25 protein-coding genes are annotated in these 22352 nt (G+C 61.1%); 13 read left to right on the top strand and 12 right to left on the bottom strand.

Annotation, left to right across the window (positions count from 1 at the left end; all coding sequences use genetic code 11):
• The first annotated feature begins 23 nt into the window (after positions 1 to 23).
• A complete protein-coding gene (locus tag ACL2XF_RS18375; protein ID WP_410012466.1) occupies positions 24 to 953 on the top strand; it encodes a LysR family transcriptional regulator in 930 nt (309 codons plus the stop codon).
• A gap of 2 nt (positions 954 to 955) precedes the next feature.
• On the opposite strand, the gene ACL2XF_RS18370 is transcribed toward ACL2XF_RS18375, so the two are convergent.
• The gene (locus ACL2XF_RS18370) at positions 956 to 1696 is read right to left on the bottom strand and encodes a 3-oxoacyl-ACP reductase family protein (protein WP_410012465.1); all 741 of its coding nucleotides are present in this window, start codon (positions 1694 to 1696) and stop codon (positions 956 to 958) included.
• Positions 1697 to 1813: 117 nt separating this feature from the next.
• Here ACL2XF_RS18370 and ACL2XF_RS18365 point away from each other — a divergent pair, with 117 nt between their 5' ends.
• The gene (locus tag ACL2XF_RS18365; protein WP_413727303.1) at positions 1814 to 2494 is read left to right on the top strand and encodes a TetR/AcrR family transcriptional regulator; all 681 of its coding nucleotides are present in this window, start codon (positions 1814 to 1816) and stop codon (positions 2492 to 2494) included.
• On the opposite strand, the gene ACL2XF_RS18360 is transcribed toward ACL2XF_RS18365, so the two are convergent.
• Positions 2475 to 3800 (bottom strand): APC family permease, encoded by a 1326-nt coding sequence (locus ACL2XF_RS18360; protein ID WP_410012463.1) that lies wholly within the window; start codon positions 3798 to 3800, stop codon positions 2475 to 2477. The two genes, ACL2XF_RS18365 and ACL2XF_RS18360, sit on opposite strands and share 20 nt — an antisense overlap.
• Positions 3801 to 3863: 63 nt before the next feature.
• Positions 3864 to 4676: a carbon-nitrogen hydrolase family protein gene (locus tag ACL2XF_RS18355; RefSeq protein WP_410012462.1), complete on the bottom strand. Its 813-nt coding sequence runs from the start codon at positions 4674 to 4676 to the stop codon at positions 3864 to 3866.
• A 97-nt stretch (positions 4677 to 4773) separates the two neighbouring features.
• On the opposite strand from ACL2XF_RS18355, the gene ACL2XF_RS18350 reads away from it, so the two are divergent.
• Positions 4774 to 5553 carry a response regulator transcription factor gene (locus ACL2XF_RS18350; RefSeq protein ID WP_410012461.1) on the top strand — a complete coding sequence of 260 codons (780 nt, stop codon included), beginning with the start codon at positions 4774 to 4776 and terminating at the stop codon, positions 5551 to 5553.
• Here the strand turns inward: ACL2XF_RS18350 and ACL2XF_RS18345 are convergent.
• Complete coding sequence (locus ACL2XF_RS18345) at positions 5518 to 5874, bottom strand: transposase (protein WP_410012460.1); 357 nt, start codon at positions 5872 to 5874, stop codon at positions 5518 to 5520. The two genes, ACL2XF_RS18350 and ACL2XF_RS18345, sit on opposite strands and share 36 nt — an antisense overlap.
• 471 nt (positions 5875 to 6345) lie before the next feature.
• On the opposite strand from ACL2XF_RS18345, the gene ACL2XF_RS18340 reads away from it, so the two are divergent.
• The 4 genes from ACL2XF_RS18340 to ACL2XF_RS18325 all read left to right on the top strand — a co-directional run bounded on the left by ACL2XF_RS18340 (position 6346) and on the right by ACL2XF_RS18325 (position 10189).
• Positions 6346 to 7116: an alpha/beta hydrolase gene (locus tag ACL2XF_RS18340; RefSeq protein ID WP_410012459.1), complete on the top strand. Its 771-nt coding sequence runs from the start codon at positions 6346 to 6348 to the stop codon at positions 7114 to 7116.
• Positions 7117 to 7149: 33 nt separating this feature from the next.
• Complete coding sequence (locus ACL2XF_RS18335; protein WP_410012458.1) at positions 7150 to 7824, top strand: heavy metal response regulator transcription factor; 675 nt, start codon at positions 7150 to 7152, stop codon at positions 7822 to 7824.
• A complete protein-coding gene (locus ACL2XF_RS18330) occupies positions 7821 to 9218 on the top strand; it encodes a heavy metal sensor histidine kinase (protein WP_413727302.1) in 1398 nt (465 codons plus the stop codon). The genes ACL2XF_RS18335 and ACL2XF_RS18330 overlap by 4 nt, the downstream gene beginning before the upstream one ends.
• Before the next feature lie 68 nt (positions 9219 to 9286).
• On the top strand, positions 9287 to 10189 hold the full coding sequence (locus ACL2XF_RS18325; protein WP_410012456.1) for a LysR substrate-binding domain-containing protein: 903 nt from the start codon (positions 9287 to 9289) through the stop codon (positions 10187 to 10189).
• An 11-nt stretch (positions 10190 to 10200) separates the two neighbouring features.
• Here the strand turns inward: ACL2XF_RS18325 and mntP are convergent, their stop codons facing one another.
• Together mntP and ACL2XF_RS18315 are read right to left on the bottom strand one after the other, a co-directional pair.
• Complete coding sequence (gene mntP, locus ACL2XF_RS18320) at positions 10201 to 10773, bottom strand: manganese efflux pump MntP (RefSeq protein ID WP_413727301.1); 573 nt, start codon at positions 10771 to 10773, stop codon at positions 10201 to 10203.
• Between the two features lie 197 nt (positions 10774 to 10970).
• Positions 10971 to 12197: an MFS transporter gene (locus ACL2XF_RS18315; protein WP_410012454.1), complete on the bottom strand. Its 1227-nt coding sequence runs from the start codon at positions 12195 to 12197 to the stop codon at positions 10971 to 10973.
• 82 nt (positions 12198 to 12279) lie between these two features.
• Here ACL2XF_RS18315 and ACL2XF_RS18310 point away from each other — a divergent pair, with 82 nt between their 5' ends.
• Complete coding sequence (locus tag ACL2XF_RS18310) at positions 12280 to 13245, top strand: AraC family transcriptional regulator (protein WP_413727300.1); 966 nt, start codon at positions 12280 to 12282, stop codon at positions 13243 to 13245.
• A 111-nt stretch (positions 13246 to 13356) separates the two neighbouring features.
• Here the strand turns inward: ACL2XF_RS18310 and ACL2XF_RS18305 are convergent, their stop codons facing one another.
• Positions 13357 to 14322, bottom strand: coding sequence for an aromatic alcohol reductase (locus ACL2XF_RS18305; RefSeq protein WP_413727299.1), 966 nt, complete (start codon positions 14320 to 14322; stop codon positions 13357 to 13359).
• A gap of 90 nt (positions 14323 to 14412) precedes the next feature.
• Here ACL2XF_RS18305 and ACL2XF_RS18300 point away from each other — a divergent pair, with 90 nt between their 5' ends.
• Positions 14413 to 14814: a winged helix-turn-helix transcriptional regulator gene (locus ACL2XF_RS18300; RefSeq protein ID WP_410012451.1), complete on the top strand. Its 402-nt coding sequence runs from the start codon at positions 14413 to 14415 to the stop codon at positions 14812 to 14814.
• 136 nt (positions 14815 to 14950) lie between these two features.
• Entirely contained in the window at positions 14951 to 15364 is a 414-nt protein-coding gene (locus ACL2XF_RS18295; protein WP_410012450.1) for a VOC family protein, read from the top strand.
• Here ACL2XF_RS18295 and ACL2XF_RS18290 read toward each other — a convergent pair.
• Complete coding sequence (locus tag ACL2XF_RS18290) at positions 15361 to 16104, bottom strand: sulfite exporter TauE/SafE family protein (protein ID WP_413728835.1); 744 nt, start codon at positions 16102 to 16104, stop codon at positions 15361 to 15363. The two genes, ACL2XF_RS18295 and ACL2XF_RS18290, sit on opposite strands and share 4 nt — an antisense overlap.
• 139 nt (positions 16105 to 16243) lie before the next feature.
• On the opposite strand from ACL2XF_RS18290, the gene ACL2XF_RS18285 reads away from it, so the two are divergent.
• Complete coding sequence (locus ACL2XF_RS18285) at positions 16244 to 17152, top strand: LysR substrate-binding domain-containing protein (RefSeq protein WP_410012449.1); 909 nt, start codon at positions 16244 to 16246, stop codon at positions 17150 to 17152.
• Positions 17153 to 17164: 12 nt separating this feature from the next.
• Here ACL2XF_RS18285 and ACL2XF_RS18280 read toward each other — a convergent pair whose 3' ends face one another.
• Entirely contained in the window at positions 17165 to 18109 is a 945-nt protein-coding gene (locus ACL2XF_RS18280; RefSeq protein ID WP_413727298.1) for an AraC family transcriptional regulator, read from the bottom strand.
• Between the two features lie 201 nt (positions 18110 to 18310).
• Between ACL2XF_RS18280 and ACL2XF_RS18275 the strand changes: the two genes are divergently transcribed.
• Both ACL2XF_RS18275 and ACL2XF_RS18270 read left to right on the top strand, forming a co-directional pair.
• Positions 18311 to 19063: an SDR family NAD(P)-dependent oxidoreductase gene (locus tag ACL2XF_RS18275; RefSeq protein ID WP_413727297.1), complete on the top strand. Its 753-nt coding sequence runs from the start codon at positions 18311 to 18313 to the stop codon at positions 19061 to 19063.
• Between the two features lie 21 nt (positions 19064 to 19084).
• A complete protein-coding gene (locus tag ACL2XF_RS18270; RefSeq protein ID WP_410012446.1) occupies positions 19085 to 19792 on the top strand; it encodes an SDR family oxidoreductase in 708 nt (235 codons plus the stop codon).
• 1 nt (position 19793) lies between these two features.
• Here the strand turns inward: ACL2XF_RS18270 and ACL2XF_RS18265 are convergent, their stop codons facing one another.
• The 3 genes from ACL2XF_RS18265 to phnL form a co-directional block, all read right to left on the bottom strand.
• On the bottom strand, positions 19794 to 20396 hold the full coding sequence (locus ACL2XF_RS18265; RefSeq protein WP_410012445.1) for a DapH/DapD/GlmU-related protein: 603 nt from the start codon (positions 20394 to 20396) through the stop codon (positions 19794 to 19796).
• An 85-nt stretch (positions 20397 to 20481) separates the two neighbouring features.
• Positions 20482 to 21618: an alpha-D-ribose 1-methylphosphonate 5-triphosphate diphosphatase gene (gene phnM / locus ACL2XF_RS18260; RefSeq protein ID WP_410012444.1), complete on the bottom strand. Its 1137-nt coding sequence runs from the start codon at positions 21616 to 21618 to the stop codon at positions 20482 to 20484.
• Positions 21608 to 22321 carry a phosphonate C-P lyase system protein PhnL gene (gene phnL, locus ACL2XF_RS18255; RefSeq protein WP_413727296.1) on the bottom strand — a complete coding sequence of 238 codons (714 nt, stop codon included), beginning with the start codon at positions 22319 to 22321 and terminating at the stop codon, positions 21608 to 21610. The genes phnM and phnL overlap by 11 nt, the downstream gene beginning before the upstream one ends.
• Between the last annotated feature and the right edge of the window lie 31 nt (positions 22322 to 22352).

Raw genomic sequence — 22352 nt, 5'->3', positions numbered from 1 at the left:
AATCCCAGATTCAGGAATGTCCTATGCACGATATGCGGGATCTGAAGCTGCTGCTGGCGATTCGCGATAACGATACCCTCGTGGCCGCCGCCCATCAGCTGGGCCTGACCCCTTCGGCGGTGACCCAGCGTTTGCAGACCATAGAGAAGCGGCTAAATGTGCGCTTGATCGACCGATCCGCACGGGGCTTGTGTTTTACCGGCGAAGGGGAACTGTTATGCCTGCGCGGTAAACAGCTAGTGGAGCAGTACGATGCCCTGATGCATGAGCTGGATAAGCGGCGCAGCGGTTTTGCCGGCACCTTGAAAATCAACGCCCCGTTTGGCTTCGGCCGGCGTTACCTGGCGGCGGCGGCCGCGGATTTTCAGCAGCGCTATCCCGACGTCGAGATGTCGCTTACCCTGTCGGACCGCCCGCTGGTTGAAGCCGCCGAACGGTTTGATATCGTGATTCATATCGGCCAATTGCGGTCATCCAGTTTGATTGGCCATGCTATTGCCGCCAACAGACGTTTTGTCTGCGCCTCACCCGATTTTATCGCCCACCATGGCCAGCCCAGCTCGCCGGAAGAGTTGGCCCGCCTGCCCTGCATCGCCCTGCGTGAAAATAATGAAGACGTGCTGCTGTGGCATTTTACCCGCGGACGCACCAGCAGCAGCGTGCGCGTGCGCTCAACGCTTGCGAGCAACGACGGCGATATTATCCGGCTGTGGGCGACGCGCGGGCTGGGCATTATCATGCGCTCGGAATGGGATGTGGCGGAGGCCTTGCATAAAGGGGAACTGGTGCGCCTGATGCCGGCCTGGAAAACCCCCGACGCCAATGTGATTGCCTTGACCCACCAGCGTGAGGGGTTGCCGCTGCGCACGCGCCAGTTCATGCGTTTTCTGCGGGAACGGTTTTCGCCGGTCCCGCCCTGGCGCGAGGCTCAGGAGGGCATCATCCACGGCTAGGACTACGCGTTAATACCGCCGTCCACATTGATGCCGGTGCCGGTAATATGCCCCGCCGCCGGAGACGCCAGGAACGTGACCGCGGCCGCCACGTCTTCTGCCTTGCCGTAATGGCCCAGCGCAATATACTGGCGCTGGGTCTCGGCGCCTTCGCCGTCGGCGGGGTTCATATCGCTGTCGGTGGGGCCGGGGTGGACCAGGTTAACGGTAATGCCGCGCGGGCCCAGATCGCGGGCCAGGCCGCGGGTCAGCGACAACAGGGCCGACTTGGTCATCGCATAAACGGCAATGCCCGGCATCGGCACCCGATCGGCCAGGCAACTGCCGATATTGATAATGCGCCCGCCTTGCCCCAGGTGCGGCAGCGCGGCCTGGGTGGCGACCACCAGGCCGCGGATATTGACGTTAATCATCGCGTCGATATCCTCAAGCGCCATATCCTCCAGCATGCCGCCGCGCGCGATGCCCGCATTATTGACCAGGATATCGAGACCGCCCAGCCCGGCCACGGTTTGGCTTACCGCATCGCGTACCGCGCCGGACGATGCGCTGTCGGCCTGGATGGCCAGCCCCTTGCGGCCAAGCCGCTCAATCTCCGCTACCACCGCGCTGGCCTTGTCGGCGGATTTTTCATAGGTAATAGCCACGTCGGCGCCGGCCCGCGCCAGCGATATCGCCATGGCCTTGCCCAGGCCGCGGCTGGCGCCGGTAACGAGCGCGCGTTTGCCTTGCAATGAATTCATGGTCGCTTCCTCTTTATGTGTTAATCGATACAAAAATAACTTAAACGGAATTGCCGCCGAAGATCAAGCGTATTATTATAATGATCGACACATAATTAATGAGGGCAGGCGCAGGTTATGGCAGCACGAGGACGACCCAGGGGTTTCGATCGCGAGGCGGCGTTGGCCGCGGCAATGAGACTCTTCTGGCAGAAGGGGTACACCGCGACGTCAATGGCGGAGCTCTATCAGGCGATGGGTATTCATTCGCCAAGCCTGTATGCCGCATTCGGCAATAAGGAAGACTTGTTCCTGGAAGCCGTGGCCTGCTACGAAAAATCTATCGCGCCGCTGATATGGTCGCCGCTGGATACCGCGCCGACCGCGCGTGAAGCGGTGGGGGAATGGCTTAAATGCTCGGCGCACATCCTGACCCGGGACGCGTGGCCGCCAGGCTGTATGGTGACGCTGTCGAATGTGGCGGGTGAAGGAAACGCGCGGCTGGGCGAGCAGGTGAAACGATCGCGCCAGCGCGGTATCGATAAGCTCACCGCCCGGCTGGATCAGGCGGTGGCGGAGCGGGAGTTGGCGGCCGGCATCGATACCGCGGCGCTGGCGCGGATGTACTTTAGCATCCAGCAGGGGATGTCCATCCAGGCACGCGACGGCGCCGGATTCGCTGCGCTTGACGCCATGGCGGATATGGCGCTGGCGCTGTGGCCGGCGGCCCAGTCCATGGCGTGCCATGGTGTCCAGGGCGACATCCCCAGGCAGGGGCGAAAGAATGCCGGCGCCTTGGTTACTCGGCATCGCCGTTAAAATGTAATACCGGCGCCGGCTGCCGGTGGGTGCGACGAAACCCGTACAGGCGCAGCCCGCCTAACGCCAGCCAGATCAGGCCTAATATCATGGCGGTTTTATCCAGGCTGACCAGCAGCCATAAGGTCGCGACGGCACCGAACGCCGGGCAAACCAAATAGAGCAGGGTGGACAGGGGGTCTCGCCGGCGCTGGCGGATGAAGTAGTGGCTGATAACGGACACATTGACCAGGGTAAAGGCCAGGAAAGCGCCGAAATTAATAAATGACGTGGAAGTGGTGACGCTCATAAACAAAGCGAGCAGGGCGACCGCGGCGCAAAGCAGGATGGCGTTCACCGGGGTATTACAGCGTCCCAGCCTGCCCAGGACCCGGGGCAGCACGCCGTCGCGGCCCAGGGTATAGATAAGCCGGCTGGCGCTGGCCTGGGCGGCGATACCGGAGGCGAACTGGCCGAAGACCAGGCCAATCATAAACAGGGTGACGAAAATATCGCCGCCAATATTGCGCGCAATCTCAAATGCGGCCGCGTCGGTATTCGCGAATGCCGCGCCGGGGTGCGCCAGCTGTACGCACCAGGACACCGCGATAAAAATAATGCCGCCGATAAGCGTAATCAGCATAATGGCGCGCGGAATACTGCGTTTGGCGTCGATGGTTTCTTCCGTCAGGGTGGTAATGGCATCAAACCCGAGGAAGGAATAACAGGCCACGGCGGCGCCGGCGACCAGCAGCGGCAGCAGATGGGCGCCGCCGGCGGTAAAGGGCGCCAGGCTCCAGAACGGCCGGGACGCGTCGCCCCAGATATAATGCACCGCGAGAGCCACAAAGGCCGCCAGCACCAGCAGTTGCACTATCATCAGCAGGCTGTTGACGGCGCTGGCGACTTTCAGGCCGATAATATTGATACATGTGGTCACGGCGATAAACGCCAGCAGCCATACGTATTGCCCAACGGCGGGAAACGCCGAGGAGAGGTAGACCGCGCCGATAAGCCAGATCACCATCGGCAGGAACAGGTAATCAAGCAGTATCGCCCACCCGGCGAGAAAGCCCAGGTTATCGCTGATGGCATTGCGCACGTACATATAGGCGGAACCCGCCACCGGGAAGGCGTTGGCCATCCGGCTGTAGCTAAACGCGGTAAACAGCATGGCCACCAGGGCCAGCACATAGGCGCCGGGCACATGGCCGTCGGTAATCTGCGCCAGCACGCCAAAGGTGCCCAAAACGATAATCGGCGTCATATAGGCCAGGCCGAACAGCACCAGATGACCGGTGGTAAGCGTCTTTTTAAATGCCGACATGGAAAACTCCCGTGTGTGTTTAGTTTTACTAAACATCAAGTTTAAAAAATGAACGTTAAGCCGTTAAAGCGGCCACCAGCGTTGCCCGTCGGGGCAGGTTTCCATATGGCCGGATAACATGAGCCGGCGGTCCTTGAGATAGTGATATTGGCTGCGGGCTTTTTCCGGCAGGGTAAAATCCAGCGTGACCCTGAGCGTCGCCTCCTGCCTGCCCAGCGCGCCGAGCAGGTTGCCATAGGGATCCACCACCGCGCTTTCGCCGGCAAACGTGAAACCGGCGCCGGCGCCGGCGCGGTTGGTCATCGCGAAAAAAATCTGGTTTTCGAACGCCCGGGCCAGCGCCGCATGGCGGTGTACCGGACCGTAGGGATCCATATTGCCATTGGTCACGACCAGCAGATCGCAGCCCATGGCGGCGAGGGCGCGGGCGGTTTCCGGGAATTCAATGTCATAACAGATAAGCAGCCCGATCCGCTTGCCGCGCCACAGGCCGCATACCAGGCGATCGCCGGCCAGCACCAGCGCGCGTTCATCCGGCCATAAATGGGTTTTGCGGTATTTAAACGCCACGCCGTCTTCCGGGGTGATAAAAACCGTGGTGTTGAAGACGCCCTGTTCATCCCGTTCCAGCAGGCCGATGGCGATGGCGATATCGCGCCGGACGCTGAGTGCCTTAAGCGTTGCGATCTCCGGCCCGTCCAGCCGCAGGGCGCGATCGTCCACATGGCCGTTTTCGGCAAAGCCGGTCAGAAAGGTTTCCGGAAAAATCACCAGCTGTGTTTGCGGACTGCAACGTTCGATATGCATTACTGCCTGCGCCATATTGCCTTTGATATCACCCTCGCGGTTGCGTGCCTGTATTAATTCAAGCTGCATACACTGTTATCCTTTGTGCATATTTATGGCGTTAATCATTAGTCCGATTATGCATGTAGGGATATGCTTGCCTATAACACGAACGGGGATGACTCAAATGGGTGATAAGCTTTACTTATCAATGGATGACCTGGCCTGGCACCATGAAATCGGGCTGCTGATCGATAGCCTGGACCAGGCGGATTTTTGGCTGAAAGCCGCGCGCTATTTGCATGGACGGCTGGTATTCGATAATTGGGTGGCGCTGCTGTTTATCCGCGACGCGCCGCCGGTGATCTTCGCCGAAAGTGATGAAAGTGACGGCAGCGACGCCAAATTGTTTTTGGATTATCAGAAAGGCCTATACCTGCTGGACCCCTTTTACCTTGGCGTATGGGCCAATCCGCGCAGCGGGCTGCAGCGCCTGGACGAGGTGGCGCCGATCCATTTTCGCGACTCCGAGTATTACCGCCGTTATTTCCAGCGCAATATCGTCGAGGATGAAGTGCAGTTAAACCTGGTGTTGGATGAGCGGCGGATTTTGTGTTTATCGCTGGGCGGGGCGCGGCGTTTCAGCGATCACGACATGGGTTTCCTGCGGCTGTCCGTGGCCTGGCTGCTGCCGCTGATGCGCCAGCGCATGCGTTTTGAAACCGCCCGCGCCGAGAGCGTGGCCTCTCCTTTCCTGACCGGCCTGCCGGGCACCGAAATGCTGACCGAACGCGAAAGCGAGGTGACGCAGCTCATGTTAAGCGGCTGCTCCACCAAGGAAATCGCCCGTCGCCTGTGTATCTCCATCGAAACCGTGCGCGCCCATAAAAAGCATATCTATGCCAAGCTGGGCGTGAAAACGCAGTCGGAATTATTTGTGCTGTTTTGGCAGGGGCGGCAGGAGTGATGTTGGCCCATTTTCCCGGGGCAGGCTCTTAAAATCGTCCGTAATCAGCAGCGCGGCGGCTTTTTTCAGGATATCCCTTTCCATCTCCAGGCACCTGATGCGTTCCTCAAGCTCCTGGATGCGCTGCTGATCCGCTGTGACCGCCATGCCCGGCGGCATGATGCCGCTGCGTTCAGCCCGCAGCTGCGCGACCCAGCGGTACAGTATGTTTTCGTTCACCCCGGTGGCGTCACAGGCTTCCTTGTAGGTATGGTTTTTATCGAGCACCAGGCTTGCGGCCTCCCGCCTGAACTCCATGCTGAATGTTGTTTTTCTGGTCATCAGGACATCCTTTTTAATCCGGCGATTATATCGCCTATCAGGACGCCCGGCATTAGTAGCACCGCCTGCCGTTGCCGCGCGGCCGTCCCCGGCGGCCACGCTTAACCAACAATCTCGGCCAGGGGATTATTCCCGGCCGGCCGGAGAATAATCATGCTTCCTGCCGTTTCGTTCCTGTGCCGTTTAACCGTTTCTTTGCGATCTTCGCAGGGATAAAACCTGACTGGCTCGCTGAAAGAATCAATTATCTCGCACGCTATAAGGCGGGAAATGCTATTTCGCGGGACGCCTGTCCCAGCGAATAATTTCGGGGCGGCAGCGATGCCGGTTTGACGCTTTGCGCAGGGACCACGCCGTCGTCATAACTTTGTCATGATTGCGTCAGGCCGGTGTCAGCGCCGGGGCCGTAAACTCCTTACCTGAAACAAGTGGTACAGACCACTGCCACCACGGTATATGGAGCTTAAAATCATGCGTATTTTGTTAACCCGTACTATGTTGTCATCCGCCGCCTGCGCGCTTTTGCTTACGGCAGGCATGGTTTCCGCCCAGGCCGCGCCGGTCAGGAATATCGTCCTGGTGCACGGCGCATTTGTCGGCGGCGCCGGCTGGCGGCCGGTGTATGATATTTTGACCAGGGACGGCTATCACGTCACACTGGTGCAGGAGCCGCTGACATCGTTCCCGGAAGATGTGGCCGCCGCCAAACGTACGCTGGCCATGCAGGACGGTCCGGCGGTGCTGGTGGGGCATAGCTACGGCGGCGCCATCATTACGGAGGCGGGTAACGATTCCCATGTCGCCGGCCTGGTGTATATCGCGGCCCACGCCCTGGATAATGGCGAAACCGAGGCCAGTAACGGTAAAAAAATGCCCAACACCGCGCGACCTTTCGCCAAAACGCCCGACGGCTACCTGTACATCAACCCGGCAAATTATCCGGCGGATTTCGCCGCCGATCTGCCGCGCAAACAGGCCGAGTTCGAGGCGCAGGCGCAGATGCCGACCTCGGCCAGCGTATTTACCGCCAATATTGCCGACCCGGCCTGGAAAACCAAGCCGAGCTGGTACATGGTGGCGCAGGCCGACAAAATCATCAGTCCCGACCTGGAGCGGATGTATGCGGCGCGGGCGCATAGTCATACGGTGGAAGTCGCCGGCGCCAGCCATTCGGTATACGAATCCCATCCCCAAGAGGTCGCGGCGCTGATAGAACAGGCGGCGCGCCATGCGTTAGACTAAACCGTGGCCGCGACAGGCCGCGCCGGAGATTATATGAAGATTCTCGTCATCGAAGATGAACCCAAGGCCCGGGACTATATGCGCAGCGGCCTGACCGAATCAGGTTATGTGGTCGACGTGGCGTCGGGCGGCGTGGACGGCCTGCATATGGCCCTGGAAGAACGCTACGATCTGATCCTGCTGGATGTGATGATGCCGGGAATGGATGGCTGGTCGGTGATGGAGGTGATGGACAAACGGATTGATACCCCGGTGATCTTCCTCACCGCCAAAGGCACCCTGGAGGATAAACTCAAAGGGCTGGCGCTGGGCGCGGACGATTACCTGGTAAAACCGTTTTCCTTCGCCGAGCTGCTGGCGCGCATCCGGATTGTTTTGCGGCGCGCGGGACAGGGCCGGCAGGATGACGTGCTGGCCGTCGCCGATTTGCAGATGGATGTCGCCAAACGGCGCGTGGAGCGCAACGGTGTGCGCGTCGACCTCACCAACAAGGAGTTTAACCTGTTGCATCTGTTTATGCTGAGCCCGGGGCAGGTGCTGACCCGCTCGCTGATTGCCTCCAGGGTGTGGGATATGAATTTTGACAGCGACACTAACGTGGTGGATGTGGCGGTGCGGCGTCTGCGGCAGAAAATAGACGAGCCGTTCGGCAAGCCATTGATCCATACCGTCCATGGGGTGGGTTATCGCTGTGAAGACGAAACATGAAACGTTTCTCGCTGACCTCCCGCCTGTCATCGGCCCTGGCCATGCTGGTCATGCTGGTCATGGCCACCGTCGGATACGCCCTGTACCGTACTCTTGAGCAACAGCTGATTATCCGCGACGACGGGGCGCTAATCACCCGCGTCGAGCAGATCCGTACCCTGTTGCTCAATGAAGACGTCATGACGCTGATTCACGATAAGCCCGGCCTGTTTGCCAATATGCTCGGCAATACGGAGTCGTTATTGGTGCTGCAATTTACCGACCGGCCCCCCCTGATTGAAATCAATCCCGGCCATTCGCCCATTCCGCACATCAATCCGGTGCCCGCGGACGCGCCCCTGACGCTCGCCGCCGTACAGCATGCGGTGGCCGCCGGCGGCATTCCCTTTATTTCCGCCTCCGCCCTGGCAAACGTCGCCAGCGCGCCTTATCAGGTAAAAATCACCACCGGTCGCCTGATGTCGGAGCGCACCCGTACCCTGGCCATGTACCGCAACCAGATCATCCTCGTCGCGTCGATCGCCACCGTGCTTACCGCGCTGCTGGCCTGGATTTTCACCCGCCGGGGTCTGGCGCCGCTGCGCCGCCTGGCCGCTGAAACCGCCATGATGGATGTCCGCTTTTTGTCCAGGCGCATCGGTATCACCCATGCGCCGCCCGAACTGCGGGAACTGATCGCGGCGTTTAATACCATGCTGGAACGGCTGGAAATCAACTTTCGCCAGCTTAGCCAGGTATCCGCCGATATGGCCCACGACCTGCGCACCCCCATCGGCATACTGCTCGGGCAAACGGAAGTGGCGATGCGGTTCAAACGTGATAATGACTATTATGAAAACCTGCTGGGTTCGAATTTCGAAGAACTGCAGCGCCTGGCAAAAATGATTGACAATATGCTGTTCCTGGCCCGGGCCGGGGATGCGGGCCATGCCATCCAGCGCGTGATGCTGTCGTTAGCGGACGAATTCGGGCGTTTGAGCGAGTATTTTGAAGGGCCGGCCGGAGAACGCGGCCTGACGCTGGTCTGTGCGCGGGACGGCGCCACGGCGTGGGCCGACCCCGAGCTGCTGCGCCGCGCCCTGGCCAATCTGCTGGCCAACGCGATACGTTATGCCGACGCGGGCACGGCCATCGTGCTGCGGGCCGTGCAGCAGCCTGAGGGAACCACCATCAGCGTGGAGAATACCGGCCCCGACATTGCGCCGCAGCACCTTGAACGCCTTTTTGACCGTTTTTACCGCGCGGACGCTTCGCGTACCGGCGACGCCAGCGCCAGCGGGCTGGGTTTGTCCATTGTCCGCAGCATCATGATGCTGCATCAGGGCAGGTGGCATGCGCAAAGCAGTAAACGGCTCACCCGGTTCAGCCTGTTTTTCCCGGCAAAACCGCTGTAAAACCATTGCCGGGAATATATTTCATAAAAGTGGCATATCCGGCAAACATATTTGATAATTAATCAAATATGAAAACGACTCTTGATGAAATGCAGGCGTTTATCGCGGTAGTGGACAGCGGTTCCATTACCGCCGCCGCCGCGCAGCTGGATCAAACCATTTCCGCCACCAGCCGCACCCTCGGGCGGTTGGAAGAGAAACTGCGCACCACGCTGCTCAGGCGCACCACGCGCCGGCTGGAACTGACCGAGGAGGGCCGGGCCTTTCTCGAGCGCGCCCGGGATATCGTCCGCGCCGTCGAGGAGACGGAGGAATTGCTGTCCATGCGGCGTAACCAGCCGTCCGGGCTGCTGCGCGTGGATGCCGCCTCGCCGTTTATGCTGCACGTCATCGTGCCGCTGGTGGCGGGGTATTGTGCGCGCTATCCCCAGGTGGCGCTGGAGCTGAACAGCAATGAGGGCATTATCGATTTACTGGAAAAACGCACCGATCTGGCGATCCGCATCGGGCGGCTGAAGGATTCCACGCTGCACGCCCGGCTTATCGGCAACAGCCGCATCCGCGTGCTCGCCAGTCCCGCTTATCTGGCCGCGCGCGGCACGCCGGCAAGCGTGGCGGAATTATCCCGGCATACCCTGCTGGGTTTTAACCAACCCGAGGCGCTGAATGAATGGCCGCTGCCCGATGACAGCGGGCTGCCGCTGCATATCCAGCCGTCCATCCGCGCGTCCAGCGGCGAAACATTGCGGCAACTGGCGCTCAATGGCGCCGGTATCACCTGCCTGTCGGATTTTATGACATGCGCGGATCGGCGGGAGGGGAGGTTGTGTCAACTGTTTCAGCGGCAGACGCTGGATGTCCGCCAGCCGATTAATGCGGTGTATTATCGTAATACGGCGCTGTCTTCCCGGATCCAGTCTTTTGTCGATTACCTGGTCGAGGCCCTCGGCCCCCATGGCTTCGGCGCATAAGGCGCCGCGGTTTAGCTGAACAGGCCGAGATGCTCGATCAGGATATGACAACCGATGCCGACCAGCACCATGCCGCCCAGGATCTCGGCCCATTTACCCATGACCGGGCCCAGGAAGCGGCCAAGCAGCACGCCGGATGAGGTCATGACCAGCGTTGCCGTACCTATGGCCAGCGCCGTGGTGACGATATTCACCTGCAGGATGGCCAGGCCGACCCCTACCGCCATGGCATCCAGGCTGGTGGCGATGGCCGTGGTGACCAGCAGCCAGAAACTGTGTTTTCTGCGCGGCGGCAGATCGTCGGTGGTTTTGTTAAAACAGCCGTGAATCATCATTCTGCCGCCCAGGATACCCAGCAGGATGAAGGCGATCCAATGATCCCAGGCGACGATGTATTTGCTGGCGGCAATGCCCATTATCCAGCCGATTACCGGCGTGATCGCTTCCACCGCGCCAAAGATGGCGCCGGTTCTCAGCGCCTCTTTCAGCCCCGGGCGTTCAAGCGTCGCCCCTTTGCCGATGGAGGCGGCTAAGGCGTCCATCGACATGGCGAAGGCGAGGATCATGGTGGCGTACATATTCATTATTATTACCGGGTGGTGCCTGGCATCGATCCTGCCGCTGTTCGTCCTGCGCGGCGGGCGCATACCGGTTAATCAGTGAAAGAGGGGATGATACAGCGTTATCGCGGGAAAAAAAAGACAATAAAAACATGGGATTAAGTATAGCCATGGCTATATTTTATAGCCATGGCTGTTTAGCGGTATAAAATTGCGACGCTTTACGCCGGCCGCTGCTCGCTGCGCCGGCCCGCGATCAGCATGATAAGGCCGCCGGCCAGCAGCGTCAGGCCGCTGTAGGCGATGGCGCCCGGCGGCCCGAAGCCGTCCACCAACAGGCCGCCCGCCACTGCGCCCAGCGCGATGGCGATCTGGAACGTCGTCACCAGCAGGGCGCCGGCGGTTTCCGCATGATCGGGCGCGGCCAGCGTGTTCCAGGTCTGGAAGCTTACCGGCAGCGCGCCAAAGGCAAAACCCCAGGTCGCCGTGGCGGCAAAAGCCAGCCCGGCCAACGCGCCGTAGGCAAGCAGCAACGCTGCCATGACGCTGAGCAGGAGCGCCGCCAGCCCAACGCCCAGGCGGGCGCTGCGTTCAGCGATAAAGCCACCGGCGAGATTGCCGAAAAACCCGCCGATGCCGAAAGCCAGCAGCGCCAGGGAAATCATGCGCACGTCAAAGTGCGGCACCTGTTCCAAAAAAGGGCGTACATAGGTAAAGCCGGCAAAATGCCCCGAGATGACGAATATCACAGTAACCAGGCCGATGCGGATGCCCGGGCGGCGCAGCAGCAGCCAAAATGTCCCGAGGCTCGGCACATCCGCCGGCGGCAGCCGGGGCAGGGTGACCAGTTGTGCCAGCAAGGCGGCGATGCTGATGCCGGCGGCCGCCAGAAAAGTGGCGCGCCAGCCCAGGATATCGCCCAGATAGGCGCCCAGCGCCGGGGCGCAAACCGTGGCCGCCGAAACGCCGGTAAAAATAATCATCATGGCCCGCGGCAATAACCGGGCCGGCACCAGGCGCAGGGCAATGGCGGCCGCCAGCGACCAGATGCCGCCCAGGGCTATGCCGAGCAGCACCCGGGCTGCGATCAGCACCCAGATATTGGCGGCGACGGCGGCCAGCAGATTCGACAGCACCAGCAGCAGCGCCAGCCCCCAGACGACCATGCGCCGGTCCACTTTGCCCGTGCCGAGCACCACCGCGGGGCCCGCGATGGCTGCCACCAGCGCCGTCGCCGTTACCGCCTGCCCGGCGGCACCGTCCGAAATGCCCAAATCGGCGGCGACCGGCGTCAGCAGGCTGGCGGGTAAAAATTCCGCCGTCACCAGGGCAAATACGCCGAGCGACAGTGAAACCACCGCGCTCCAGGCCGCGGCGGAGCGCCCGTTATCGGTACGCGCCCCAGGGCATGACAAGCTTTCATCACCGGTACAGGACTTTTCTGACATGGAGACTCCACGAGATTCTTTGCAAGGTATGATCCGGATGGTACAGTTGAAGAGTTGGAACATCCATGCTAGGAAACCCGTAATGCTTGACAATTCGTCCAAATCTGGCGCGCCGCCGTTAAACGATCCTTTAACCGATATGCTGCGGGGACTGCGACTGGACGGGGTGGAATATGGCCGCTGCCGACTTGCCGCGCCCTGGGCCTTTGCGTTTCCGGCCCGCCAGGACGCCTGTTTTCTGTTTGTGGCGGAAAAAGGCTGCTGGCTGCAGACCCCGGCCGGCGCATGGGAAGAGCTGAACGCGGGCGACGCGGTGCTGTTGCCGCGCGGCAGCGCGCACGCGCTGGCAAGCGCGCCGGGCGTGGCGCCGCAGGCGTTTCCCCGCTGGCAGTGTCAATCGATTACCGGCAATTTCTTCGATTTAAACGCCGGCGAGGAAGGCGAGCACTGCGTGCTGTTCTACGGTTCCATGCGTTTTAATCTTGATAGCCTGCATCCTTTGCTGCGCATGATGCCCGATATGATGCGCGCCCATGAGCTGATGCGTAACGAGCCGGCGATCGTGCCTTTGCTGGAGGCCATGGGCTGCGAGGTGGCGATGAACCGGGTGGGCGCGTGCGGTATGGTAACGCGCCTGGCCGATGTCCTGGCCGCGCAGATTATCCGCGCCTGGGTAGAACACGGCTGCGGCAGCGCGGCGGGATGGATTGCCGCGGTGCGCAACCCGGAAATCGGCCGCGTGCTGGCGGCTATCCACGCGGCGCCCCACCGTGACTGGCCGTTGTCCGAACTGGCCGGCGTGATGGGCGCGTCGCGCTCCAGCTTCGCCAGCAAGTTTGCCGCCATCGTTGGGGAAACGCCGGCCCGCTATGTCGCGCAGGTGCGTATGCACCAGGCGCGGCAGTGGATTATCCGCGATTCCGCGCGCATTTCCGAGGTGGCCCAGCGGCTGGGATATGACTCCGAGGCGTCCTTCAGCCGCGCCTTTAAGCGCATTATCGGCACGGCGCCGAGTCATTTTCGCAACGTTGCGAAACAGGAGGCCTGACATTGTGCATGCTATGGCAAGAGGAAACCCGGGCGTTATTCCGGCCGCTACGCGGCCAGGCGCTACCGTCCGGGCGCGTTATTGAGAACACATCGGCCACGCCGGGTCGCTTTAGGCCGCGTCGCCAGCGCTGCGGGATTGTCCGCTGATTTTTTGCCGCGCCCACTGCTCTGCGTTTGTCATGCCGATATGGTGCTGGTGATTAAACGTCTGGTTCATATCCCATGCCACGCCGGTCCCTTTGGCGAAGGCCAGCCGGTATTTGCGCACCGTATCCCCGGGTTCACGCGCCAGCCCGGCGGCGAGGTACGCTAAATCCCATGTCACACGGCGAACCTTGGTGCCGGTCACGCCGTCAACGATATCCGCCAGCCGCGCATAGGTCAGAGTATCGCCGGCGATATACACCACCTGGTTAACGATGCGCGGCGCGGCGAACAGGATAGCCGCGGTCAGCACGCCGATATCCTCGGGCGTGGTGACGGTGACGGCGTTATCCCAACTGCCCAGGGCATGCACGGTGTTGTGCGCCAGATCCACGATGCCGAAAGACGGCTCGAACAGATAGCTGGTAAAGATGCCGGTGGAAATGATGACCCATTCGGTGCGCGTTTGCGCCCGCAGGAGATGGCGCACGTCGAGCTGTTCGTCAAACAGATCCTGGCCGCTGCCTTTGCCGATCAGATCGTAATCGACGCCGAATTGCCAGGGAAAATAGCGTTTCACTCCCGCCGCCAGTACCGCATGGGCTATTTTAAGCTGCGTGCCGCCGCCGGCGGCAAAGCCGGTGCAACACACCAGGGTGGTAAACGGCCGGAAGAGGTCGGCCAGGTCCGATGTGGTCGCGGTGAGCAGATCGCCCGCGAGCAACTGTACGCCCAGCGCGCGCAGTTCGGCCACATCGCGTTGTTTGCCCGGTTCCCGGCTGTGTATGGATGCCTGGCGCAGCAGCACGGTGATGGTGGTGCCGGCGGATAAGGCGGCGCGCTGCGCCAAATTGCGGATCACCGCCATGCCAAGCTCGCCGGCGCCGATCACCAGGATAGCGTCGCGGGTATTTTCAGGGTTGACGTTCATGGGCTTCTCCTATTAAGTTGCGACCAGGGTTACATCTCCCATGATGAAGAACAAGAAGGCACACCGGTGATACCGGGAGGCAATGTGGAAATGAGCGATATGATTGCACGGTCGCAGGCCGTGTGCGACGCGTTGAGCGACGACGACGATGGTTTAAAGCGCGAGGTGCTGACCCATGCCGGCAACCGCTGGTCGCTCGGCATCGTACACATCCTGGGCGTGGGGGGACGGCTGCGCCATGCGGAGATAGCCAGGCGCATGGGCGGGGTTACGCAGCGTATGCTGACCCGCTCGCTGCGGCAGCTGGAGCGCGACGGGCTGGTGCTGCGTTATGACTATTTTGAGAAATCCCCGCGCGTGGAGTATGAGCTGTCGGAGCTGGGCAGGCAGTTGCTGGGGCAAATGATACCGCTGTGGTTATGGGTGGTGGAGAATGCCGACCGATTTCGCCAGGCACGGGCGACTTTCGATACCGCCCGGGAGCGTCCGTAAGTCGTCCCGGGCGGCTAGCGTTATCCGGGGAAACAATCCGGTTTGGAGATGATGCCCGGACGGCGGTTATGTATTACAGTGAGATCAGGATAGTTATGCCAGGGGCCACGGTCCTGTTTAACCCGGAGATCTTACCATGCTCACATCGCATATGCGCATCGCCCGCCCCGTCACCAACCTTGAACTCAGCAGGGAAATGTACTGCTCGGGCCTCGGCATGCGGGTGCTGGGCAGTTTTACCGGCCATAATGGGTTTAACGGCGTCATGCTCGGCGCGCAGGGACTGCCCTGGCATTTTGAATTTACCGTTTGCGAACAGCACCCGGTGCCACCGGCGCCGACGCCGGAAGATCTGCTGGTGCTCTACCTGCCGGATGAGGCGCGGTGGCGGCGATCGTGCCAGCGTCTGGGCGAGGCGGGTTTCGAGCGGGTGGTATCGTTTAATCCGTACTGGGACGTGGCGGGCAAGACCTTCCAAGATCATGACGGTTATCGGCTGGTGCTGCAAAACCGGGCCTGGGGCGACGAATCCGGCGCCGGCGCGGCCTAAGGCAAATGTTGCCAGGCGATTTCCAGGCCAAGGCCGAGCAGGCCCAGGAAAAAACAGCGGCGAAACAGTCCGGGGCTGATGACGGCGCGCAGCCAGGCGCCGAAAAACATGCCCGCCAGCGCGGGAATAACGGCCAGCAGCGACAGGCCCAGCGCGTGCAACGGCAGCATATGATGCCAGGCGAGGCTGGCCGCCAGCGCCAGGGTCGAGACGGTAAACGACAGCCCCAGCGCCTGGATAAGCTCGTCCCGCGCCAGGGCCAGGGCATTTAAATAGGGCACGGCGGGGAGGACAAACACGCCGGTGGCGCCGGTGATAAGGCCGGTGATTCCTCCCGCCAGCGGCCCCAGCCATTTCTCCGCCGCGGGCGGCACCCGCGCCTGCCGGTTAAGCAGGCTGACCAGCGCATAGACCATCAGCAGGATCCCCAGCCACAGCGATGTCCACGCCGCCATTGCGCCCGCCATCATGCCGGCGCCGTACCAGGTGCCGAGGCATACGGCCAGCAGCATCGGCCAAAGCCTGCGGCATAAACGCGCCCGGTGCGGCCCGCTGCACAGCTGCCATATATTCGTCACCAGCGAAGGGATAATCAGCAGCGCGGCCGCTTGCGCGGGCGGCATCACCACGCCCAGCACGCCCATGGCAACGGTAGGCAGGCCAAGGCCAATCACGCCCTTTACCATACCGGCGATCAGGAATGTCAGCCCGATTAACAGGATATACAGCGTCGGTTCCATGGTAAGCTTTTTTCTCAAAGTGCGGGTTCTTCTATTTTTGCCGCGTAAAGGATGCGGCACAATGCGTATGTTTTTAAGTCGGCCTTCGTTATTGCCGAAGGCTGGCCGCCAGGCCGCACACGGGTAGGGAGGTAATATCATGCATTTCGACCTGACCGATTTACGTCTGCTGGTGTGGGTCGTCGACGCCGGCAGCATTACCGCCGGCGCGGGCAGGGCCTGCCTGTCCCTGTCGTCCGCCAGCGCCCGCATCGCCGGGCTGGAACGGGAGGCGGGCGTCCGCCTGCTGGCGCGCCGCCACCGGGGCGTCACGGCCACGCCGGCGGGACGGGTGGTCTATGACCGGGCAAAAATCATCCTGGGACACGCCGCGCAGCTGTCGGGCGAATTAAGCGCCTTTACCCAAGGCATCAAGGGGCAGGTGCGGCTGCTGGCGAACACCGTGGCGCTGGGGCAGTTTTTGCCCGGGCCGCTGTGTGATTTCCTGCGGTTGCATCCCGGCGTGGATATTGAGCTGGATGAACTGCCCAGCGAGGAGATTACCCGCGCGGTGGCGCGCGGCGCGGCGGATATCGGTATCGCGGCGGATCATGCGGATTTCAGCGGGCTGGAAATCCTGCCGTTCAGGCAGGATTGTTTAGTGCTGGCGGTGGCGCCGGGACATGCGCTGGAACGGCGTCGGCGGGTCAGCTTCAGCGAGGCGCTGGACCATGAGTTTATCGGCCTGCCGGAAGACAGCGCGCTGGCGCGGCATATCGAAGGACACGCGATCCGCGCCGGTAAAACCCTGCGGCTGCGGGCCCGGGTGCGCGGCCTGGATAATATCCGGCGCATGGTGGCCGGCGGCGCGGGGATTGCCATATTGCCCATCGCCATGGCGGCGAACGGGCCGGACGACGGCGTGGCCTTTATCCCGCTGGACGAAAACTGGACCCGGCGGCAGTTGAGGATCGCCATGCGCTCGCGCCTCGATCTTACCCCAGCGGCAAAAAAGCTGGTTGAATTTCTCGGTGCGTTAAACCCCCAGGCGCCAACACCCGGGGGATAAAGCCTGGCCAGATTACTCCTCCAGGGTGATATAATCCGGCCATGCCAGCGCGGCTTTGACCTGCAGCAGGTCGCGCATGCGCACCGCTTCCTGGCGTGGGCTGCGTGAGAACAACCGTTTAAACTCCCGGCTGAACTGGGATGGGCTTTCATAACCGACCCGGATAGCGACCTCCGCCGCGCTCAGGCCTGAGCGCACCATCAACAGGCGAGCCTGGTGCAAACGAGTGGATTTAAGATACTGCATCGGCGTGCTTTGCGTCACCGCTTTAAAATGGGCATGAAAAGCGGGAATGCTCATGCCGGCGTTTGCGGCCAGTTCGGTCACATCAATGCGCGCGGCGAACTGCTGCTGTATTTTTTGCATCGCTCTGGCTATTTGCCCAAAATGCCCCTGGTTGTCCAGCGCGGCGCGCAGCGCTTCCCCCTGTTCCCCCAGCAATACCCGATAATAAATTTCCTTGATTATACCTTCACCCAGCACCTGACAGTCGAGTGCGGAACCGAGGATTTTCACCAGCCGCAATATCGCTTCGCTTAACGCTTCATCGATAGGCGTAGACACCATACTGGCGGGAGCCGCATAACCCGCGGGTTTTTGCCGGGACAGGGTTAGCATTACCTCCGCCAGCAGTTTGAAATCCAGTTTCATGGATATCGCCAGCATGGGTTCATCGGCGCTGGCCTCGGTTTGGCTGGCAAAGGGCAGGGGAACCGACAGCACCAGATAGTGCCGGGCATCATAGACAAACACGGCGTCACCGAGAAAACCGCGTTTGCGCCCCTGGCAGACAAATACAATACAGGGCTCATACAAGACGGGGGTACGTTCCAGAGCGGCGTTGGCGCGTAGCAAGCGTACACCGGGCAGCAATGAGTGGTTGTAACCCGGATTGGACGCCAGGCGCAGAAGGTGGCCGACTATTTCCCCGCCTAGAGAGTGTGAGGTAGAAAGCATATTTCTCTTATATATCCAGGTTTTCATTGGATTATTTCAAAATTATTGCTCTTTTTTTACCTTATTGCGATAGGAATAGGCAATTTATTTAGAGGCCTGGGCATTATTTCCCTCGCCGGCAATTTTTACAATAGGCCTCAACCAGCCATCTGGCGAGAAAGGGACACTGGGTTCCTTACCGCCCATCGTAGGGTAAACATTATGTCTATAGATACCACCCAAGGCCTGAGGGAACGGGTTGCCATTGTTACCGGCGCGGCGGGGGATATCGGCCGCGCCACCGTGGCGCTGCTGCTGGCCCATGGCGTTCGCATCGTAGCGGAAGATATTAATCCCGAGGTCAGGGATCTAGAACAAGCCGGCCACATTGTGACGCTGGTGGCGGATGTCAGCGAGGAAGCCACGGCAAAGCAGGCGATAAAGTTAGCGCAAGAGCAGTTTGGCGGGCTGGATATTCTGGTGAACAACGCCGGGCGCACGCTGAACAAATCCGTGGCTGATACCAGCGCGCAAGAATGGGATCAGATCCTGGCCGTCAACGCGCGCGGTTGTTTTTTGCATTCCCGCGAGGCGCTGCGGGTGATGGCGGCGCAGGAGCAGGGCGCTATTGTAAACGTAGCGTCGGTGGTCAGCGTTATCGGTATGGCCGGCACCGCCGCGTATGCCGCCTCTAAGGGGGCTATCGCGCAGCTAACCAAAGTGATGGCGCTTGAATACGGCGCCCACAACATCCGCGTAAACGCTGTGGCGCCCGGTGTGGTGGAAACCGGCATCCTGAACGGCATCGTCGCGGATAGCCGCGCCACCCTGGCCGGCTACGGTCATCTGCATGCCTTGGGCCGTGTGGCTCAGCCGGGGGAAATAGCCGATGTCATCGCCTGGCTGGCGTCGCCGCGCGCCAGTTTTGTCACCGGCGCGTTAATCATGGCCGACGGCGGTTATACGGCACGTTAAACATTTTTGGGAGTAAAACAAATGAACAACCAAGACATACTGATCATCGCGGCGGAACGCGGACTGGGCCTTGGCCTGGCGGAACAATTTTTCCAACGGGGGTGGCGGCTGTTTGTGACGGCGTTTCCCGGCGCCGATACCACGTCGCTTGAACGTATTGCGGTAGCCGATCCGGCCAGACTGGCCATCGGCTATATAGACGTTACCGCCCGCGAACAGATCGAGGAGCTTAAAACCGCGCTGGGAGAACGCAAGTTTGACGTTATATATCTCAATGCGGGTATTTACGGCGCCTTACATCAGTCAGTGCTGGAGGCCACTGATGAGGAGATGATGCAGATTATGCTGACCAATACCTTTGGCCCTGCCCGGTTGGCCCGTAGTCTGCTGTCTTTCCTGCGCGAAAGGGGCACGCTGGCGTTTATGTCGTCTCACCGCGCCAGTATCGCCGGCAATGTGGAGGGCGGCCTGGAGCTGTACCGGGCGAGCAAGGCTGCGTTGAATATGTTAGCGCGTGGTATCTATGCCGATCAAAAGGCGCGGGGCGTTACCGTGCTTTCGCTGCATCCGGGATGGGCCGCCACCGCAATGGGCACGCTGGACGGCAGGGTGGCCGCGGAAATAGACGTGCTGACGAGCGTCACGGGCGTGGCGGACGTAGTGGAGCATTATCGCCATAGCGGACAACATCTTTACCTGGATTATCAGGGAAAACCCCTACCGTGGTGAACTACAAATAGCGCGCGATAAAACTGTCCAGATCGCGAAAATCCGCCAGGCGCTGTTGCAGCGTCTCATGATCCCAATGCCACCACTGGCTGCGCTCGATACGTTCAATCAGCGTCGCGTCAAAACGGCTGCCGATGGGTTTCGCCGGTACGCCGGCGACAATCGCGTAGGGCGCGACATCCTTGGTCACCACCGATGCGGTGCCGATGACCGCGCCGTTGCCGATGGTGACCCCGGGCATAATGGTGGCGCCATGGCCTATCCACACATCATGACCGATGGTGACATGCCGTTCGCGCCGCCAGTCGAAAAACGCCTCGTCGTCGGCGCCCAGTCCGTATGCCGAGCTGCGATAGGTAAAATGATGCTGGGCGATGCGCTGATAGGTGGGATGGTTGCCCGGGTTGATGCGCACATAAGAGGCGATCGAGACGAATTTACCGATGGTGGCGTACGAAATCTTGTTATGGCCGTCGGTATACGAGTAATCGCCCATGTCCACCTCTTCCAGAAAGGCGTCATCGGCCAGATGAACATACTGGCCGAGGCGGGTGCTGTTCAGTATCACGTTGTTGCCGATTTTCGGCTGTGACTGGGATGTCATGAATTGGGTTCCTGTCAAAATAACGCATTTTCCACGACGGATTGGCGCTGCCTGCCCCGCCGCCGTGGGCTGAAAGGGGCCGCGGTCAGAAGACCTGCCGCCCTTGCCGCCAGACATTTTTCACCGACACATGGCCGTGATGGCGATGGGCCAGCACCAGATCGGCGCGCAAGCCTTCGGCAATCAGGCCGCGATCGCCGAGTCCCAGCGCCCGCGCCGGATTGCCGGTCATCAGCATCACCGCCTGCGGCAGGGTAAAACCGTTGGTCTCATCCGCCGCGATGCGAAACGCGGCGTCCAGCAGGCTGGCCGGATAGTAATCGGAGGAGAGGATATCCAGCACGCCAATCGAGGCCAGATGGTGGGCCGCCACATTGCCGGAATGCGATGCGCCGCGCACGATATTCGGCGCGCCCATCAATACCTGCAAACCCAGCTGGTGCGAGGCGCGCGCCGCCGCCTCGGTGGTGGGAAATTCGGCGATGGCGCTGCCCAGGGCGCGGGATTCCTGCACATGCGCCACGGTGGCGTCGTCATGGCTGGCCAGGGTAATATTGCGCCGGCGGCAATGGGCGGCGATCGCCGCGCGGTTGGGCGCCGACCAGCGCAGGGCCAGGGCGGTCTGTTCCTGTTCAAAGGCATCCATTTGCCGATCGCTGAGATGATATTTACCCTGGGTATATTCACGGTATTTCAGCGACGAGACAAACTGGCGCTGGCCCGGCGAATGATCCATTAATGACACCAGCGCCACCGCCGGCTGATCCATAAATTGCTCAAACAGCCCAAGGGTGCTGCTATGGGGCAATTCACAGCGCAGGTGCAGCCGGTGTTCGGCGCGGGTGGCGCCGGAGGCGTGGCTGGCGACAATGGCGTCGATCATTTTTTGCAGCGTGCCGGCCCGGTGTCCGCCGTCGCGCACATCGCCTATCGCCACCGCGTCCAGCACGGTGGTGATGCCGTTGGCCACCATCAGCGCGTCATGGCTGCTCATGGCGGAATGCGCCGGCCAGTCGACATTCGGGCGCGGGGTAAAGAATTTATCCAGGTTATCGGTATGCAGTTCGATTAACCCGGGCAGCAGCCAGCCGCCCTCGCCGTCCAGCGCCTGGGGCAATTGGCTGGCGCTGTCGGCGTAGCTGAGAATCATGCCGTCGCGCATCTCCAGCGAACCGCTGACAATCTCATCTTTTAATATGAGTTTGACGTTATTAATGATCATCGGGGGTATTCACCTCATGAGACGGTTGCATAGCGTAGAGCCGGTCCGCCACCCGCTGGCGGACGGCGTCGTCATGGAAAATGCCGACAATGGCGGCGCCGCGCTGTTTGGCCTGTTCGATCAGGGCGACCACCGCCGCGCCGTTGCGGCCGTCGAGCGATGCGGTGGGCTCGTCGAGCAGCAATACCGGGTAATCGATGATAAAACCGCGCGCAATATTGACCCGCTGCTGCTCGCCGCCGGAAAAGGTGGAGGGCGCCAGATGCCAAAGCCGGCGGGGCACATTCAGCCGGTCGAGCAATGCCTCGGCGCGCTCGCGGCACTGCACGCGTTCGACGCCCAGCTCCAGTAATGGCTGCATCACCAGGTCCAGGGCGCTGATGCGCGGGATCACCCGTAAAAACTGGCTCACCCAGCCGACGGTATGGCGGCGCACCGCCAGGATTTGCCGGGCCTCGGCCTGGACCATATCCAGCCATCCGCCCTGGTGCCGTATCCAGATATGGCCCTGGTCGGGCAGGTAATTGGCGTACAGCGAGCGCAGCAGGGTGGACTTGCCGCTGCCGGAATGGCCGTGCAGCACCAGGCATTCGCCGCCCTTGACCGTCAGGTTGGCGTCGCGCAGCACCGGCAGGCGCACGCCGTTTTGCTGATGCAGCACAAAGGTTTTACTGAGATGTTCGACCCGCAATTGCGTATTCATCTGATGGTTCCACATGATAGATGCCTTTGTC

Source organism: Sodalis sp. RH19 (genome assembly GCF_047324215.1).
GTDB lineage: Bacteria > Pseudomonadota > Gammaproteobacteria > Enterobacterales > Enterobacteriaceae > Acerihabitans.
The sequence above is the reverse complement of the archived record's forward strand: the minus strand, read 5'-3'. Positions and strand labels throughout refer to the sequence as shown.